Genomic DNA, 15,911 nt, shown 5'->3' with positions numbered 1-15,911 from the left:
ATGCACGTCCGGCCTGTCCGTGTTCGGGTGGTGGCGATGACTTCGCGATCGACGACGACACGAGCTGTCCGCGCCGCAGCGTCCACGCTGGCGGCGGTCCTCCTCCTCGGCGGTGTGCCCGCCGCGGCTGTCGCCGGGCCGGGGGGTGACCCACCGCGCGAGACCGGCAGCGCGCCGTCGGGCAGCGGTGGTGGAGGCCCGACGGCGGCGGGCCAGGTCGACGCGCCCGTGCCGGAGATCCCGTGGGGACCGTGCGACGGCGAAGGTCTCGAGGCGTTCGACTGCGCGAGCGTCGAGGTACCCACCGACTACGACCGCCCGGACGGCCGGACGACGACGATCGCCCTGACGCGCCTGCCGGCGACCGACCCGGACGCGCGCGTCGGGAGCCTGTTCACCAACTTCGGCGGCCCGGGCGGCCCGGGCGTCGCGAACCTGCACCTGCTCGGCGGGTCGATCGTCGCGCCCGAGGTCCACGCGGAGTACGACCTCGTCGGGTTCGACCCGCGCGCCGTCGGGACGTCGGACCCGGCGACGTGCTTCCGCGACGCCGAGCGGGAGAACGCGTTCTTCGCCGACGTCCCGGCGTTCCCCGCCACGGGTCGCGACGAGGTGCGCTTCCTCGGGCAGATGGCGGTGCTCGGCGCGAGCTGCTCGGTGTTCTCCGCGGACCGCATCTCGTCGTCGTCGACGGCGAACGTGGCGCGCGACATGGACCTGCTGCGCCAGGCCGTCGGCGACGAGAAGCTCACCTACCTCGGCTACTCGTACGGGACGGTGCTCGGCGCGACGTACGCGGCGCTGTTCCCGGACCGGGTCGGCTCGATGGTGCTGGACGGCACGATGGACGTCGACGCGTGGTCGGGCGTGGGCTCGGACGAGCTGCTCGGCGCGCGCATCGGCCAGGCGGCGGGCTCGACGGAGACGTTCGGCGAGTTCGTGCGCCTGTGCCAGGAGGCCGGTCCCTCGACGTGCGCGCTCGCGTCGCTCGGCGACCCCGCCGAGGTCGTCGAGGCCACGTACGCGGCCCTGCGCGAGGAACCCGTGGAGGCGCCGATGCCCGACGGCAGCACCGCCGAGATCGGCTATCCCGACACCGTCGGGCTCGTCTTCCAGTACCTGTACGAGCCCGTCGCCTGGGGCGACCTGGACCTCACGCTCGCGCAGCTCGCGGTGCTGAGCGGCGCCGTCGAGGCGCCGCCCGCGGCCCGCCAGCCGCGCGCCCTGGGCGCCGCGCCCTCGCTGGGCGAGCTCCTGCGACGCGCGGGCTACGCCGAGGACTACCCGTCGATCGGCGGGTCGCTCGCGAGCCTGTGCGTCGACACGACGACGCCCGGCCGCCCGTGGCAGTACCCCGCGAAGGTCGACGCGCTCGACGCGCAGTACCCGCACTTCGGCCGGCTGCGCGGCTGGGTCGGTGCGCCGTGCGAGTTCATCGCCGCGCACGACGAGGACGCCTTCACCGGCCCGTGGGACCAGACGACCGAGGCGCCCGTCCTCGTGATCGGCACGCGCTACGACCCCGCGACCCCGTACGGCTTCACGCAGCCGTACGCCGACCGGTGGCCCGACGCGCGCGTCCTGACCGTCGAGGGCTGGGGGCACACGATCCTCGGCAAGAGCGCGTGCGCCGAGGAGGCGGTGGCCCGCTACCTCGTTGACGGCGAGGCGACCGACGGCGCCACGTGCGCGCAGGACGTGGTGCCGTTCGAGTCCCCGACGGTCCCGCTCGGCGAGACCCTGACGACGCCGATGATGTAGCGGCTCCGCGCAGCCCGCTGAGCTCTCCGCCGGGGCGGTCGCTCACGCCGTCCCGGCGATGGTCAGCGGCACGCTCGTCAGCTCCTCCGAGACCCGCCAGACACGGCCCGCCTCGACGGGGTCGCGCAGGGGAGGGAACAGGCGGTGCTCGGCCGGGCCGCCCCCGAGGTGGCCGGGCCCGTCAGGTCCGTAGAGCCGTCCGCCACGAGCCTGGGGGGACGTGGCGGCGTACAGCGCCGGCAGCGCGGCGCTCTCGGGCGTCCCGAGGAGGATCCCCGCCCGGGACAGCCGGCGGATGACCGCGATCTGCGGGGTGTCGCGGTCGCGGCCCAGCTCCGGCCGCGCGGTGAGCAGGCTCGTCGGGGCGACGCCGGGGTGGGACAGGTTGCTGGTGATCCCCCAGCCGTTCGCCCCGCTCCGCCGGTCGAGCTCGAGCGCGAAGAGCCCGAACGCGATCTTGGACTGGCTGTAGGCGCGCCGGCCGTCGTAGAGAGTCTCCCAGTTGACGTCGTTCCAGCTCATCGACCCGCTCCGGGCTGCCACGCTGATCTGCGACGTGACGCGCGCCCGTCCTGCGGACAGCAGGGGCAGCAGGTGCGCGACGAGCGCGACGTGCCCGAGGTGGTTGGTCCCGAGCTGGAGCTCGAACCCGTCTTCGGTGGTCTGGCGCTCGGGCGGGGTCATGACGCCGGCGTTGTTCACGAGCACGTGGATCGGACGACCCTCGTCGCGCAGGTCGCGGCCGAGGGCGGCCACGGAGCGCAGGGACGCGAGGTCGAGGTCCCGCAACGAGATGCGGGCAGATGGGTGCGCGTCGCGGATCCGGGCGACGGCGGCCTCTCCCTTGGTCCGGTTCCGGACGGGGAGGACGACCTCGGCTCCGGCGGCAGCGAGCCGCTGCGCGATGCCGAGGCCGATCCCGTCGCTCCCTCCGGTGACGACGGCGCGGCGCGTGGACAGGTCGGGCAGGTCGAGGTGCGGTGTGCGAGGCATGGTGAGCTCCTGTGGTTCGGTCCGGACGCGCTCGACGGGCGGGCCGCGCGGCGGAGATGGTCGACGGACGGTGCAGGGTGACCGGTCCGTCGTGGGGTGTGACGTTCAGCGGTGGACGGGTGCCGGGGCGCCGGGCGAGGCGACGGTCGCGACGGCCACGCGGCGCGCGACGACGAGGGTCACGGCGAAGTGGACCGCGAACAGCGAGGTGGCCACGACCTGGATCGCGGCGAGCACCCCGGGGGCGTCGGCGACGTAGAACACGACGCGGACGACGAGGTTCGCCGTCGCCATCGCGAGGCCGACGACGGACGTCACGGTGTACACGCGCCGCAGGGATGCGTGCCCGGGCCAGTCGCGGGGGCCGCCGGCCAGGCGGTTGACCATGAAGCCCGTGAGGGGCCGACCGGCGACGAGCGAGACGACGTAGGCGAGGACGAAGACGACGGGCAGCACCATGCCGGGCAGGAAGAACGCGCGCGCCTCACCGGCGAGGGCCGCGACCGTCGCGCAGACCGCGGCGACCACCAGGCCCGCGACGGCCGCCCCGGGCGGCTCCCGCCGCGCGAGCCGCACGCCGCTCGCGACGACGGCGGTGACGGCCAGCGCGACGAACGCCGTCCCGAGCCCGGCGGCGGCGTCGGCGGCCACGAAGGCGATCGTCGGGGCGGTGGCGACGGCGAGGCCGACCGGCCCGCCGACGCGCTCGAGCGTCCGGCGGGCGGCGGCGCGCCCTGCGGACACCTCGACGAGGTCAGGCAGCCCGAGCACCCGGCGGACGGTCGCGCTGGCGCTCCGCGACGCGTCGGGAAGGGCGAGCTCGGGCGGCTGGTGGACGGGTGCGGGTCGAGCGATCACGGGTTCCTCCAAGGTCTGGGGGGCTGTGGGGGTTGTCGAGACGGTGGGGACGGTGCCGGGCGGTACTGGCGGTACTGGCAGTGCTGGCAGTGCTAGCAGTGCTGCCGGTGCTGCCACCTTCCGTCGCGGCGCCGACCGCAACCAGGGCCTCCCGATCCGTCCCTGGCGCAGCGGGGGATCGGGAGGCCGTGGTTGACGGCGGCTGGGCGCGGTACAACGGAGACACCCCAGCCGAAGGAGAGCGACCGGTGATCGACAGGACAGGGCTCGCGGAGTTCCTCCGCCGCCGGCGGCACGCGTTGCAGCCGGAGGACGTCGGCATGCCCCGAGGCCGGCGCCGACGGACGGAGGGGCTGCGCCGGGAGGAGGTCGCCGCGCTGTGCCACATGTCGACGGACTACTACGCGCGGCTCGAGCGCGAGCGCGGCCCGCACCCGTCGGCGCAGATGGTGGCCTCGATCGCCCAGGGGCTGCACCTGAGCCTCGACGAGCGCGACCACCTCTTCCGCCTCGCCGGCCACCAGCCACCACCCCGCGGGGCGCTGAGCGACCACGTCAGCCCCGGGCTGCTGCGCATCCTCGACCGCCTGACCGACACCCCCGCCGAGATCGTCACCGAGCTGGGCGAGACGCTGCGCCAGTCACCGCTCGGCGTGGCGCTGACCGGCGACGCCACCGCGTACACCGGACCGGCGCGCAGCGTGGGCTACCGGTGGTTCACGGACCCCGCGTCGCGCGAGCTCTACCCGCCCGAGGACCACGACCGGCTGTCCCTCGTGTTCGCCTCACAGCTGCGCCAGGTCGTCACGCTGCGGGGACCCGGGTCCCGGGCCGCACGCCTGGCCGACGTCGCGCTCGCGCACAGCGACGAGCTCCGGCGGCTGTGGGACGCCCACGAGGTCGGACACCGCCACCGCCCGGACGAGACCAAGCGGTTCGTCCACCCCGACGTCGGTGCGCTCGAGCTGCACTGCCAGACGCTCCTCGACCCGCAGCAGTCGCACCTGCTCCTGGTCTACACCGCCGTGCCCGGGAGCGAGAGCTACGAGAAGCTGCAGCTCCTCTCGGTCGTCGGCGCGCACGCCTCGGTCTGACGTCGGGCGGACGACCCCGCCGGCACCCGGGGTGCAGGCCGCGAGCCCGAGAGCGCCGAGCCGCGACGCCGAGGAGCAGCGTGCGGGCGTCACGCGTCCTGGGTGCCCTGTCCTGCCGTGGGGACGCTGTGCGAGGCGTCGGTGAGCGCGGGGAACGCGCGCCGCGCGAGGAGGACCACGACCAGCGCCGCGAGGATCATCCCCGCCCCGACGAAGGGGACCGCGTCCAGTCCTGCCCCGGCGAGGACGAGCGCGCCGACCGCGGCGCCGCCGCCGATGCCGAGGTTCGCCGTCGTGTTGACGAGCGCGCCGGTCATGTCGGGCGAGGCGCCGTGGGCCTTGATGGCCGCCGACTGGAAGACCGAGGCCACGCCGCCGAACCCGGCGCTCCACACCGCCGTCGCGACCAGCACGCCGACGAGACCCGGGAAGACCAGCCCGAGCCCGAGGAGCCCGCCCCCGACGGCCACGAGCATGACGACCGTGGTGCGCCGCGGGCGGTGGTCGAGCCGCGCCGCGGCGAACGCCGTCCCCACGAGCCCGAGCGCCCCGAGCACGAGCAGTGCCGGCCCGAGCGCCGACTCGGTGAGACCGGCCGCGAGCAGCAGCACGGACACGTACGTGTACACCGTGTACTGGCCGAGGTAGGTCAGGGCGTTGGTCGTCACCACGACGGCGAGCGCCGCGCGCCGGGCCGACCGCGCGGCGTCGGCGGGTGGAGCGCCCCCACCGGGGACCGGTGGGAGCAGCCACGCGATGAGGAGCGTGGTCACGGCGCAGACCCCGGCGAGGACGGCGAACGAGGCCCGCCAGCCGACGGCAGCCCCGAGCGCGGTCGACAGCGGGACGCCGAGCACGAAGCCCGCGCTCGCGCCCGACGTCACGAGCGCGAGAGCACGACCCGTGAGGTGCGGCCGGACCAGCCGCGACGCGTACCCGATGCTCACGGAGAAGAACACGGCGTGCGACGCGCCGCCGAGCGCCCGAGCGGCCGCCACGACGGCGAACGTGGGCGCGACGGCGACGAGCACGTTGCTCAGCGTATAGATCCCGAGCGTCGTGAGCAGCAGGCCCTTGCGGGGGAGCCGCCGCGTGCCGAGCGTCAGCGGCACGGCGAGCGCGGCGACCATGAGCGCGTAGGCCGTCACGAGCAGCCCTGCCACGGACTCCGTGACGTCCAGGTCCGTGCTGATGAGCGGGAGCAGCCCGATCGGCACGAGCTCGGTCGTGATCGCGACGAACGTCGCGAGGCTCAGCGCGACGATCCCGCCCGCGGCCTCACGGATGCCCCCGCGGACCGCTGGACGTGTCATCCGGCGAGCGTATCCGGGAGGTCGTTCAGCGCGGCAGGTGCGACTCGACCACGCCGACGACCGCCGGGTCGTCGGGCTCGGTCCGCGGACGGAACCGGTGGACCTCGCCGCCCGGCACGACGACGAACTTCTCGAAGTTCCACGTCACGCGCCCGGCCTTGCCGTCGGCGTCGGGGGTCTTCTTGAGCTCCGTGTACAGCGGGTGCTCGTTGCGCCCGTTGACGCGCACGCGGTCGACCACCGGGAACGTCACGCCGTACGTCAGGGAGCAGAACTCCTGGACCGCCTCGTTGCTGCCGAGCTCCTGGAGGAACTGGTTGCTCGGGAAGCCGATGACCTGGAACCCGCGCTCGCCGTACTCCTTCTGCATCCGCTCGAGCGTCGCGTACTGGGGCGCGAGGCCGCACCGTGACGCCACGTTGACGACGAGGACCACGTCGTCGCGGTGCTCGCCGAGGGTGTGCGTCGAACCGTCCATCGCCTGGAACGGGATGTCGTAGAGGGTCATGCGGCCCATCCTGCCTCGTTACGCTGGCGGGAGGGTCGCGACGAGGCGGCCGCTCGACGGCGAAGGGGCTGGGCATGCGGATCGACGGCACGGTGGCGCTCGTGACGGGGGGAGCGTCCGGGCTCGGTCGCGCGACGGCGGAGGGGCTCGTCGACGCCGGGGCGCGCGTCGTCGTCGCCGACCTCGCGTCGTCGGACGGGGCCGCGGTCGCCGACACGCTGGGCGACGCCGTGCGCTTCGTCCCCACCGACGTGACGAGCGAGGACGACGTCGCACGGGCGCTCGACGTCGCCGACGAGCTCGGCGGGGCCCGCGTCGTCGTGAGCTGCGCCGGGATCGTCCTCGCGCAGCGCGTGCTCGGCAAGCAGGGCGTGCACGCGCTCGACGCGTTCCGGCGGGTCGTGGACGTCAACCTCGTGGGGACGTTCAACGTCGTGCGGCTCGCGGCCGAGCGGATGCTCGCGCTCGACCTCCTGCCCGACGGCGAGGAGCGCGGCGTCGTCGTGCAGACCGCCTCGGTCGCCGCGACCGACGGCCAGGTCGGCCAGGCCGCGTACGCGGCGTCGAAGGCGGGCGTCGCGGGCCTGACCCTCCCGCTCGCGCGCGACCTCGCGCAGCACCGCGTCCGCGTCATGACGATCGCGCCCGGGATCTTCCGGACCCCGATGATGGCGTCGCTGCCCACGGAGGCCCAGGACTCCCTCGCCGCGCAGGTGCCGCACCCGAGCCGGCTCGGGAGGCCCGAGGAGTACGCGCGGCTGGTCCGGGCGATCGTCGAGAACCCCATGCTGAACGGCGAGGTGATCCGCCTCGACGGCGCGATCCGGATGGCGCCGCGCTGACATGCGACCCGACCCGACGACCACCGCCCCCGCGCTCGACGCCGCCACGTTCCGCGCCGAGCTGCTCTCGCTCGCGACACGCGAGCAGAAGCGGCAGTATGCGCGGTTCTTCCCCGGCGACGCCTCGTTCGCCGGTGTGCGCATGGGCGACGTCTTCACGCTCGCGAAGCGCTCGCTCGCGATGCCCGTCGCAGAGATCGAGCGTCTCCTCGAGGACCCCGTCCACGAGGTCCGGGCCGGCGCGTGCTCGATCATGGGCAAGGCGTCGACCGCGCGCCGCGTCGACCCGGCACGGCACGCGGAGCTCGTCGGGCTGCTGCTGCGGCGCCACGACCGCGTCGACGCGTGGGACCTGGTCGACCTCACCGCGCACCAGGTGCTCGGGACATGGCTCCTGGACCGGCCCCGCGACCCGCTCTACGAGCTCGCGCGGGCCGCCGACTGGCCGCGACGGCGCACGGCCGTCGTGGCGACCGCCGCGTTCCTGCGCAAGGGCCAGGTCGACGACACCCTCGCGCTCGCGGAGATCCTGCGCGACGACCCCGAGCCGTTCGTCCAGAAGGGCGTCGGCTGGATGCTGCGCGTCGTGAGCGACGCCGAGCCCGAACGGTTCCGCGCGTTCCTCGACGAGCACGCCGGCACGATGCCCCGGGCGACGCTGCGGGCCGCCGTCGAGAAGCTGCCGCCTGCGGAGCGCAAGGCGTGGGCCGCCCCGTGACGCGCGACGCGACCGAGCTCTTCGCCGGCCTCGTGCGCGCGTGGGGGGACGCGCTCGTCGCGAACGACCCCGCGGCGATCGACGGCTTCGTCGATCCCGGCTGGGTGCTCGTGGGGACGGACGGGAACGCCCAGCCTCGCGCCGCGTTCCTGGCCGCCGTCGCGTCGGGCGACCTCGTCCACACGGAGATGTCGTCGCAGCTCGTCACCGTGAGCGTGCACGACGACGTCGCGGTCACCCTCGCGCGCGGTGTCTCGGCGGGCACGTGGCAGGGCGCGCCGTTCCGCGACGACGAGTGGTCGGTCGACACCTTCGTCCGGCGGGACGGCCGGTGGGTCTGCGTGCACACCGCCGTCGTCCCGGCGAGCGGCCGAGGGGCGGGCGCGCCGACCTGAGCGCGGGCCGTCGGCGCCTCAGCCGACCGTCCCCGCCCCGAGCAGCCCGAGGCCGAAGAGGGTCCAGTCGTTGAGGACGTGCGCCCCCGCCGAGACCGCGAGGTTCTTCGTGAGCAGGTAGGGGACGAACAGGATGACGCGTGCCACGCCGATGATGAGCAGGCACTGGAGCAGGTTCCAGTCGTACGTCGGCAGGTGGATCAGCGCGAAGAGCACGGCCGCGACGACGAGGGCGATGGTGATCGAGGCGCGCCGGCCCAGCCGCCATGCGACCGTCGCCAGGGTCAGCACGGCCAGGAACGGCACGACCGTGAAGACCTCCTCGCCGACGAGCTGCGGGATCATGCTGAGGAAGTACGCGATGCGGTCGCCCGTGCCGAGGTCGGCGAGCGCCGCGCCCGTCGGGTTCGGGTTGGCGTCGAAGAGCGACGAGACCAGCAGGCCGACGGCGAACGTCACGACGACGTTGAGGGCCGCGAAACCGACCATGAGGCCGACGTCGCGACCGCGCACCCGGCGGAACAGCGTGCCCCACGCCGCGCGCACGCCGCCCAGGGCCCACGCGAGGGCGAGCAGCGGCAGCCCCGCGAACAGGACGCCGCGCACCACGATGCTCAGCCAGGGCGGCCCTGGAACGCCGACGAGCAGGTCGCACGCGGCGGCCACGAGCCACGCCCCGAGGAGCACCGCCCACTGGACCCCGGTGAGGCGCTTCGGGTCGCCCGCGTAGAGCGGGAAGTCGTGGCTGCGGGCGGCTGTGCCGCTCGCCGCGGGGATCGTGCCGTCTCCGGCGGTGGTCGCGCTGCTCATGCTGGGTCTCCTGGGGCGGGGCGGCGGTGACGCACTGCGACGCGGCCCGTGCGGCGTCACGAGCAGTATGTGACCGAGGGCCGGCGACCGCTCGCCCGATGCTGTGACGCTCCGCACGTCCGCACGGTGCGATGCTGTCTTCGTGCGCGTCGAACCGGTGTCCGAGGAGGTGCTGGTCCGGCGGGTCGTCGACACCGTGCTCGCCGCTCCGGGCCGCCCCGGCGCGTTGCGCGTGCTCGTCGACGGTCATCCCTCGGCCCGCCCGGAGGCGCTCGCGGACGCCCTCGTCGACCCGCTGCGCGCCGCGGGCAGGCCGGTCGCCCGGCTGCACGTCGCGGACTTCTGGCGGGCCGCGTCGCTGCGGCTCGAACGAGGCCGGGAGGACCCCGACGCGCTGCTCGAGGACCGGATCGACGTCGAGGGCCTCAACCGCGAGGTGCTCGACGCCGTCGGCCCGGGCGGCCGTGGCCGGTACCTGCCGAGCCTGCGCGACCCGGTGACGGACCGCGCGACGCGCGCGGCGTACGTCGAGGTGGAGCCGGGCCTCGTCGTGGTGCTCGACGGGTCGCTCGCGCTGGGCCGCGGTCTCACGACGGACCTTGCGGTGCACCTTGCGCTGCGGGCCGCGACGATCGGGCGGCGGACCGTCCCGGCGGACGCGTGGACGCTCCCGGCGTACGCGCGGTACGCGGCCGAGGTCGCGCCGGAGCGGGTCGCCGACGTCGTCGTGCGGGTCGACGACGCGCGCCACCCCGCGCTCGTGGAGCGCTGAGCCCCGGTTCGTCGCCGTGCGGAACGTCGCCGCCCGTGGAACTCTCGAACCTTGCCCGCCGAGCGAAGGAGTCCTCATGACCGGTCCTGCTGTCGAGCCCCTCGCCGTCCCCACGACCGACGCCGGCCTGCCGCTGTCGCGCCCGCCCGCCAACTTCGTGCCCGTCCGCAGCTGGCGCCTCGACTCGCTCGACGGCCTGTCGGCGCTGCGGCGTGAGCTCGGGGAGGTGCTCGGGCAGGCGGAGCCCGGGGCGGACGCCGGTCTCGCGCAGACGCCGGAGAAGGTCGTGCTCGTCGCGTCCGAGCTGGCCACGAACGCGCTCGAGCACGGACTGCCCCCCACGGTGGTGAGCCTCTCGCGGGACAAGGACCTGTGGCTCCTGGACATCGCCGACCACGAGCGGGGCGTGCCTCCGGTGTACGCCGGGGTGCGCGTACCGGGCGCCGGCGGCATGGGCCTCCACCTGGCGCGGCAGCTCGCGCTCGACGTGGGCTGGTACACGACCGGGACGACGAAGAACGTGTGGGTGACGTTCCCGGTGGACCGCCACGACGAGGGTGACCCGGCGCTACGCTGACGGGGAGCCGTGAACCCGCGGGGCGCTGGCGAATTTCTCCACAAGCACTCCGCAGCGTGAAACTTTATGCCACAATGGCGTCGTGCCGAATCCTGCTGGCGACGCCGCCTGGATCGTCGCGCTCGACGTCGGCGGTTCCGGGAGCCGGCTCGTCGCGCGTCGGCTGAGCGCCGCGCTCGCCGGCGACGAGGCGGCGCCGGGCGACGTCGTCCTCGCCGGCCGGTCCGTGACGATCCGTCCGGACGGGAGCGACGCGGTCGACGTCGTCCGCGAGCTGCTCGCGCGCCTGCGAACCGACGCGCCGCACGTGGCGGGGGTCGGAGCCGCGGCTGTCGGTGCGACCGGGCTCGCGACCCTCGTGCGCGACCCGGCCGAGCTGCACGCCGCGCTCCGGGACGGCCTCACCACCTCCGGTGCTCCCGACGGGAAGGACCTCTTCCGCTCGGCGGTCGCGGCCGACGCGCTGACCGCGCACCTCGGAGCGCTGGCCGGTCGCGGAGGGGCTGTCGTCGCCGTCGGGACGGGGGCGATCGCCCTCGGCACGGACCTGCGCACGACGTGGCAGCGGGTCGACGGCTGGGGGCATCTGCTCGGAGACCTCGGCGCCGGCTCGTGGATCGGCGCGCAGGGTCTGCGTGCTGCCGCCGCGGCCCACGACGGCCGGGCGAACGGCGGGTCCGCCGCCCTGCTGGACGCCGCGACGCGGCGGTTCGGCCCTGTACAGACCTGGCCGTCGCAGCTGTACACGCGCACGGACCGCGCCCAGGTGCTCGCCTCGTTCACGCCCGACGTCGCGGCCGCGGCGCGCGCGAGCGACGTGGTGGCCCGGCAGATCCTCGCCGGCGCGGGCACCCATCTCGCGACCACGCTCGCGGCGGCGGTCGTCGACGGCGTCCCGCCGCTCGCCGCGGCGACGGGCGGCGTCCTCGGCGTCGGGCCGCTCCTCACCGAGCCCTTCCGCGCGCGCCTCGCCGTGCTGCGGCCGGACGTCGAGCTCGTCCCGTCGGCGGGCACGCCGCTGGACGGCGCGCTGCTGCTGGCCGGACGGCTCGCGCAGGACCCGGCGGGCGTCGTCGGGCACGAACCGTGGCTCAGCGTGTCCGGCGCCGCGCGCGCCACGCCTCGCCCCGCATCTCGCCCCACATCTCGCACCGCACCGCACGCCGACCTCTCCGAGGAGGACCCCGATGGCCGCTGACGGTCTCGTCCGCATCCGCCAGGCACTGCCCGCGCTGCGCCCCGCCGAGGCGCGGATCGCCCAGGCGGTGCTCGACGACCCCGCGTCCGTCGTGGGCAAGACGATCACGGAGCTCGCGGCCGACGTCGGCACGTCGCAGGCGACCGTCGTCCGGTTCTGCCGCGCGGTGGGCTACGCCGGCTACCCCGAGTTCCGCATCGACCTCGCGCAGGCGACGAGCCGGCGTGCCGTCGAGCAGGAGCGGGCGAACGTCGCGCACGGCGAGATCGACCCGGACGACACCGTGCAGGACGTCGTCGAGAAGATCGCCTTCCACGAGGCGCGGACCATCGAGGAGACGGCGCGCGCGCTCGACCTCGAGGCGCTCGAGGCCGTCGCAGCCGCGGTGGCGGCGGCGCCGCGCATCGACCTCTTCGGCGTCGGGTCGAGCGGTCTCACCGCGCAGGACCTCGCGCAGAAGCTCCAGCGCATCGGGCTCGTGTGCTTCGCGTCGCCGGACCCGCACGTGCAGCTCCAGTCCGCGGCGCTCCTCGGGCCGGGGGCGGTGGCGCTCGGCGTCTCGCACAGCGGCCTCACGGTCGAGACGAACCACGCGCTGCGTATCGCGCACGAGCGGGGCGCGACGACCGTCGCCGTCACCAACTTCCCCGAGTCGCCCCTGGTCGGGCACGCCGACCTCGTCCTCACGACGACCGCGCGCGAGACCCAGTTCCGCTCCGGGGCGCTGTCGAGCCGTATCGCCCAGCTCGCGATCGTGGACTTCCTCTTCGTGCGCGTCGCGCAGCGGCTGTTCGAGCGGACCACGGAGAACCTCCGGGCGACCTACGAGGCGGTGCAGCCGCACCGGCTCGGGTACGAGCGCCGGGCCCGCCCGTGACGCCCCGCCGGCCACGGACCGTCCGGCCCGCTGAGCCCGGGCCGGGGTTCGAGCTCCGGACCGACCTGCTGACCCGGGTCGCCCACGCGCACGACGCCTCGCACTACCTGCTGCGGCCCGACGTCGTCGTCCGGGCGCACGACCGGGGCGGCGTCGTCGCCGCGCTCCGCGAGGCGCACCGGCGCGGCCTGCCCGTGACGTTCCGGTCGGGCGGGACGAGCCTGTCCGGGCAGGCGTCGGGCGGCGGGATGCTCGTCGACACGCGCACGCGGTTCACGCGCGTCGAGGTGCTCGACGGCGGCGCGCGCGTGCGGTGCGAGCCCGGCGCCACGCTCCGGCTCGTCAACGCGCACCTGCTCCGGCACGGCCGCCGCCTCGGGCCGGACCCCGCGAGCGAGATCGCGTGCACGATCGGCGGGGTCGTCGCGAACAACTCGAGCGGCATGTCCTCGGGCACGGCCCGTACGGCCTACCGGACGGTCGAGGCGATGACGGTCGTGCTCGCCGACGGGACGGTGCTGGACACGGGCGCCCCGGACGCGGACGCGCACCTGCGCGCCGTCCGGCCCGACGTCCACGCGGGCCTCGCCGCGCTGCGCGACCGCGTGCGGTCGAGCGCGACCGCGCGCGCCGAGATCGAGCGTCAGTTCGCGATGAAGAACACGATGGGCTACTCGGTCAACGCGCTGCTCGACCACGACGAGCCGGTGCGGATCCTCGAGCACCTGATGATCGGGTCCGAGGGGACGCTCGGCTGGGTCGCCGACGTCACGTTCCGCACCGTCCCGCTGCTGACCCACGCCGCGACCGCCCTTCTCGTGCTCGACTCGATCGAGCGCGCGACCGACGCCCTCGTGCCGCTCGCCGCGTCGGGTGCCGAGGCGATCGAGCTGCTCGACGCGGCCTCGTTGCGGGTCGCGGCGGCCGATCCCGCGGCGGACCCGAGCATGCGGGCCCTCGCCACAGGTGCCGGGATCACCGAGCAGACGGCGCTGCTCGTCGAGTACCGCGCCGCGACCGCGGACGGCCTGGCGCCGCTGCAGGAGGCGGCGCGCGACGTCGTCGGCTCGCTCGCACCGTCGTCGGGGGTCCCGGCGACCCTGACGACCGACCCCGCGACGCGCGAGCGCCTGTGGCGCGTGCGCAAGGGCCTGTACACCGCGGTCGCGGGCGCTCGCCCCGCGGGGAGCACGGCCCTGCTCGAGGACGTCGCGGTACCGGTGGCCGACCTCACCGCGACCGTGCGCGACCTCGGCGGGGTCTTCGCGCGCCACGGCTACGACGACGCCGTGACGTTCGGGCACGCCAAGGACGGCAACCTGCACTTCATGATCACGCCGCGGCTCGGCGACCGGGCGGAGCTCGCCCGGTACGCGGCGTTCAGCGAGGACCTCGTGGACCTGGTCCTCGGCCACGGCGGCACGCTCAAGGCCGAGCACGGCACGGGCCGCATCATGGCGCCGTTCGTACGGCGTCAGTACGGCGATGAGCTCTACGACGTCATGCGCGAGGTCAAGCGGCTGCTCGACCCGCGGGGCCTGCTGAACCCCGGCGTCGTGCTCAGCGACGACCCCGAGGAGCACCTGCGGAACCTCAAGGTCGAGGCGTCGGCGGGCGGCGAGGACGCCCCGCTCGTGGACCGCTGCGTCGAGTGCGGCTACTGCGAGCCGGGCTGCCCGTCGCGCACCGTCACGACGACGCCGCGCCAGCGCATCGCGCTGCTCAAGGAGCTGTCAGTCGCGTCGCCGGCCGAGCGCGCCGAGCTCGAGCGCGCCTACGACCACGCGGCCGTCCAGACGTGCGCCGTCGACTCGCTGTGCGTCGAGGCGTGCCCGGTCGGCATCGACACGGGTGCGGTGATGAAGGGCCACCGCGCCCGTGCGCACGGTCCGCTGGCCCGCCGCGGCGGAGAGGTCGCCGCCGAGCACTGGGACGGCGTGCTCACGGGGGTGCGCGGAGCGCTCGCCGTCGCCGACGTGCTGCCGACGCCGCTCGTGCGGGGCGCGTCGCAGGTCGGCCGCTCGTTGCTCGGGTCCGACGTCGTGCCGCTCGCGGGGGACGACCTGCCCGGCCCGGGGCCACGCCGCCAGTCAGGGTCGCAGGTCAGCGGGGTGTCCTCTCGCCCTGACAACCCGACGGCGGGCCGCGACCTGTCAGGGTCGCAGGTCAGCGGGGTGTCCTCTCGCCCTGACGCGGCGCCGCGCGCGGTGCTGTTCGCCTCATGCACCGGCGAGATGTTCGCGCCGGCGGCAGGGGGCCTCGGCGCGGAGGCGGCGCTGCGGGCGGTGTGCGAGCGCGCCGGCATCGGGCTCGCCACCCCCGCCGGGGTCGGTGGCCTGTGCTGCGGCACGCCGTGGTCGTCCAAGGGCCTGCCCGACGGCGCGGCCGCCATGGCCCGCCGGGTGCTCGACACGCTGTGGGTCGCGACGCGCGAGGGCGAGCTGCCCGTCGTGTGCGATGCCTCGAGCTGCACGCACGGCCTCGTGGAGTCCGGGCACCGTCTTGCGGACGACGAGGAGGCCCACGGCCGGTGGTCGAGGCTGCGGTTCGTCGACGCGGTGACGTTCGTGCGCACCGACGTCCTGCCGGCCCTCGCGGACCGCGCCGTCGACGTCGCGACGGTGGGCGACGTCGTCGTGCACCCCACGTGCGCGAGCGTGCACCTGGGTGCCGTGGACGACCTGCGCGCGGTGGCCGAGGCGGTCGCGGAGCGCGTCGAGGTGCCGGACGCGTGGGGGTGCTGCGGGTTCGCCGGTGACCGCGGGATGCTGCACCCCGAGCTGACGGCGGCGGCGACGCGCGCGGAGAGCGCCGAGGTCGCGCGCCACGCCGCGGCGCTCCCGGCAGGACGGTTCGACGCGTACGTGTCGAGCAACCGCACGTGCGAGACGGGCATGTCCCGGTCCACGGGCCACGACTACGTCCACGTCCTCGAGCTCCTCGAGGCCGCGACCCGCCCTGCGGTGACGGCGTGAGCGTTCCTCGACGGGGCCGCAGCTCCTGATGACAGCCGACGAGAGGCTCGTAGGATGACGACCGGGCGGTAGGTCGCACTCCGCCCGGACGCGGTTCGGACCCGGCCACCGCGCACGCTGCGCCGTGTGCGGTGGCCGCTCCTCTCGTACGACGACGTGCGGGGGGTCCCGCTCGACGGCGAGACGAGGAGGATCAGCCGCAGGGCGTGATGCCCTGACC

At 75.2% G+C, this 15,911-nt stretch carries 15 protein-coding genes; 10 read left to right on the top strand and 5 right to left on the bottom strand.

What is annotated here, in order from left to right:
• The first annotated feature begins 36 nt into the window (after nt 1-36).
• A complete protein-coding gene (locus tag NFS20_RS16090; protein ID WP_251152817.1) occupies nt 37-1,761 on the top strand; it encodes an alpha/beta fold hydrolase in 1,725 nt (574 codons plus the stop codon).
• 42 nt (nt 1,762-1,803) lie between these two features.
• Here the strand turns inward: NFS20_RS16090 and NFS20_RS16085 are convergent, their stop codons facing one another.
• Complete coding sequence (locus NFS20_RS16085; RefSeq protein ID WP_251152816.1) at nt 1,804-2,754, bottom strand: SDR family oxidoreductase; 951 nt, start codon at nt 2,752-2,754, stop codon at nt 1,804-1,806.
• Nucleotides 2,755-2,859: 105 nt separating this feature from the next.
• Nucleotides 2,860-3,612 carry a DUF3159 domain-containing protein gene (locus tag NFS20_RS16080; RefSeq protein ID WP_251152815.1) on the bottom strand — a complete coding sequence of 251 codons (753 nt, stop codon included), beginning with the start codon at nt 3,610-3,612 and terminating at the stop codon, nt 2,860-2,862.
• Nucleotides 3,613-3,860: 248 nt separating this feature from the next.
• Between NFS20_RS16080 and NFS20_RS16075 the strand changes: the two genes are divergently transcribed.
• Nucleotides 3,861-4,706 (top strand): helix-turn-helix transcriptional regulator, encoded by an 846-nt coding sequence (locus tag NFS20_RS16075; protein ID WP_251152814.1) that lies wholly within the window; start codon nt 3,861-3,863, stop codon nt 4,704-4,706.
• A gap of 89 nt (nt 4,707-4,795) precedes the next feature.
• Here NFS20_RS16075 and NFS20_RS16070 read toward each other — a convergent pair whose 3' ends face one another.
• Nucleotides 4,796-6,019 (bottom strand): MFS transporter, encoded by a 1,224-nt coding sequence (locus NFS20_RS16070; protein ID WP_251152813.1) that lies wholly within the window; start codon nt 6,017-6,019, stop codon nt 4,796-4,798.
• A gap of 25 nt (nt 6,020-6,044) precedes the next feature.
• The gene (locus tag NFS20_RS16065; protein ID WP_251152812.1) at nt 6,045-6,527 is read right to left on the bottom strand and encodes a glutathione peroxidase; all 483 of its coding nucleotides are present in this window, start codon (nt 6,525-6,527) and stop codon (nt 6,045-6,047) included.
• 74 nt (nt 6,528-6,601) lie between these two features.
• On the opposite strand from NFS20_RS16065, the gene NFS20_RS16060 reads away from it, so the two are divergent.
• Genes NFS20_RS16060 through NFS20_RS16050 form a run of 3 tightly spaced genes read left to right on the top strand, consistent with a single transcriptional unit; the run spans nt 6,602 to nt 8,482 of the window.
• On the top strand, nt 6,602-7,369 hold the full coding sequence (locus tag NFS20_RS16060) for an SDR family NAD(P)-dependent oxidoreductase (RefSeq protein ID WP_251152811.1): 768 nt from the start codon (nt 6,602-6,604) through the stop codon (nt 7,367-7,369).
• A gap of 1 nt (nt 7,370) precedes the next feature.
• Entirely contained in the window at nt 7,371-8,087 is a 717-nt protein-coding gene (locus NFS20_RS16055; protein ID WP_251152810.1) for a DNA alkylation repair protein, read from the top strand.
• Nucleotides 8,072-8,482, top strand: coding sequence for a nuclear transport factor 2 family protein (locus NFS20_RS16050; protein ID WP_251152809.1), 411 nt, complete (start codon nt 8,072-8,074; stop codon nt 8,480-8,482). Before NFS20_RS16055 ends, NFS20_RS16050 begins: the two co-directional genes overlap by 16 nt.
• Before the next feature lie 18 nt (nt 8,483-8,500).
• Here the strand turns inward: NFS20_RS16050 and NFS20_RS16045 are convergent, their stop codons facing one another.
• On the bottom strand, nt 8,501-9,292 hold the full coding sequence (locus NFS20_RS16045) for a CPBP family intramembrane glutamic endopeptidase (RefSeq protein WP_251152808.1): 792 nt from the start codon (nt 9,290-9,292) through the stop codon (nt 8,501-8,503).
• A gap of 142 nt (nt 9,293-9,434) precedes the next feature.
• Between NFS20_RS16045 and NFS20_RS16040 the strand changes: the two genes are divergently transcribed.
• From NFS20_RS16040 to NFS20_RS16020, 5 genes are all read left to right on the top strand, one after another.
• Nucleotides 9,435-10,064, top strand: coding sequence for a nucleoside/nucleotide kinase family protein (locus NFS20_RS16040; protein ID WP_251152807.1), 630 nt, complete (start codon nt 9,435-9,437; stop codon nt 10,062-10,064).
• A gap of 76 nt (nt 10,065-10,140) precedes the next feature.
• The gene (locus NFS20_RS16035; RefSeq protein ID WP_251152806.1) at nt 10,141-10,641 is read left to right on the top strand and encodes an ATP-binding protein; all 501 of its coding nucleotides are present in this window, start codon (nt 10,141-10,143) and stop codon (nt 10,639-10,641) included.
• An 82-nt stretch (nt 10,642-10,723) separates the two neighbouring features.
• Nucleotides 10,724-11,839: an N-acetylglucosamine kinase gene (locus NFS20_RS16030; protein WP_251152805.1), complete on the top strand. Its 1,116-nt coding sequence runs from the start codon at nt 10,724-10,726 to the stop codon at nt 11,837-11,839.
• Nucleotides 11,829-12,716 carry a MurR/RpiR family transcriptional regulator gene (locus NFS20_RS16025; RefSeq protein WP_251152804.1) on the top strand — a complete coding sequence of 296 codons (888 nt, stop codon included), beginning with the start codon at nt 11,829-11,831 and terminating at the stop codon, nt 12,714-12,716. The genes NFS20_RS16030 and NFS20_RS16025 overlap by 11 nt, the downstream gene beginning before the upstream one ends.
• The gene (locus NFS20_RS16020; RefSeq protein ID WP_251152803.1) at nt 12,713-15,691 is read left to right on the top strand and encodes an FAD-binding and (Fe-S)-binding domain-containing protein; all 2,979 of its coding nucleotides are present in this window, start codon (nt 12,713-12,715) and stop codon (nt 15,689-15,691) included. Before NFS20_RS16025 ends, NFS20_RS16020 begins: the two co-directional genes overlap by 4 nt.
• The last annotated feature ends 220 nt before the right edge of the window (nt 15,692-15,911 follow it).

The sequence above is a fragment of the Cellulosimicrobium sp. Marseille-Q4280 genome (assembly GCF_943181405.1).
GTDB lineage: Bacteria > Actinomycetota > Actinomycetes > Actinomycetales > Cellulomonadaceae > Cellulosimicrobium.
This window is presented reverse-complemented; position numbering and strand designations above follow the sequence as displayed.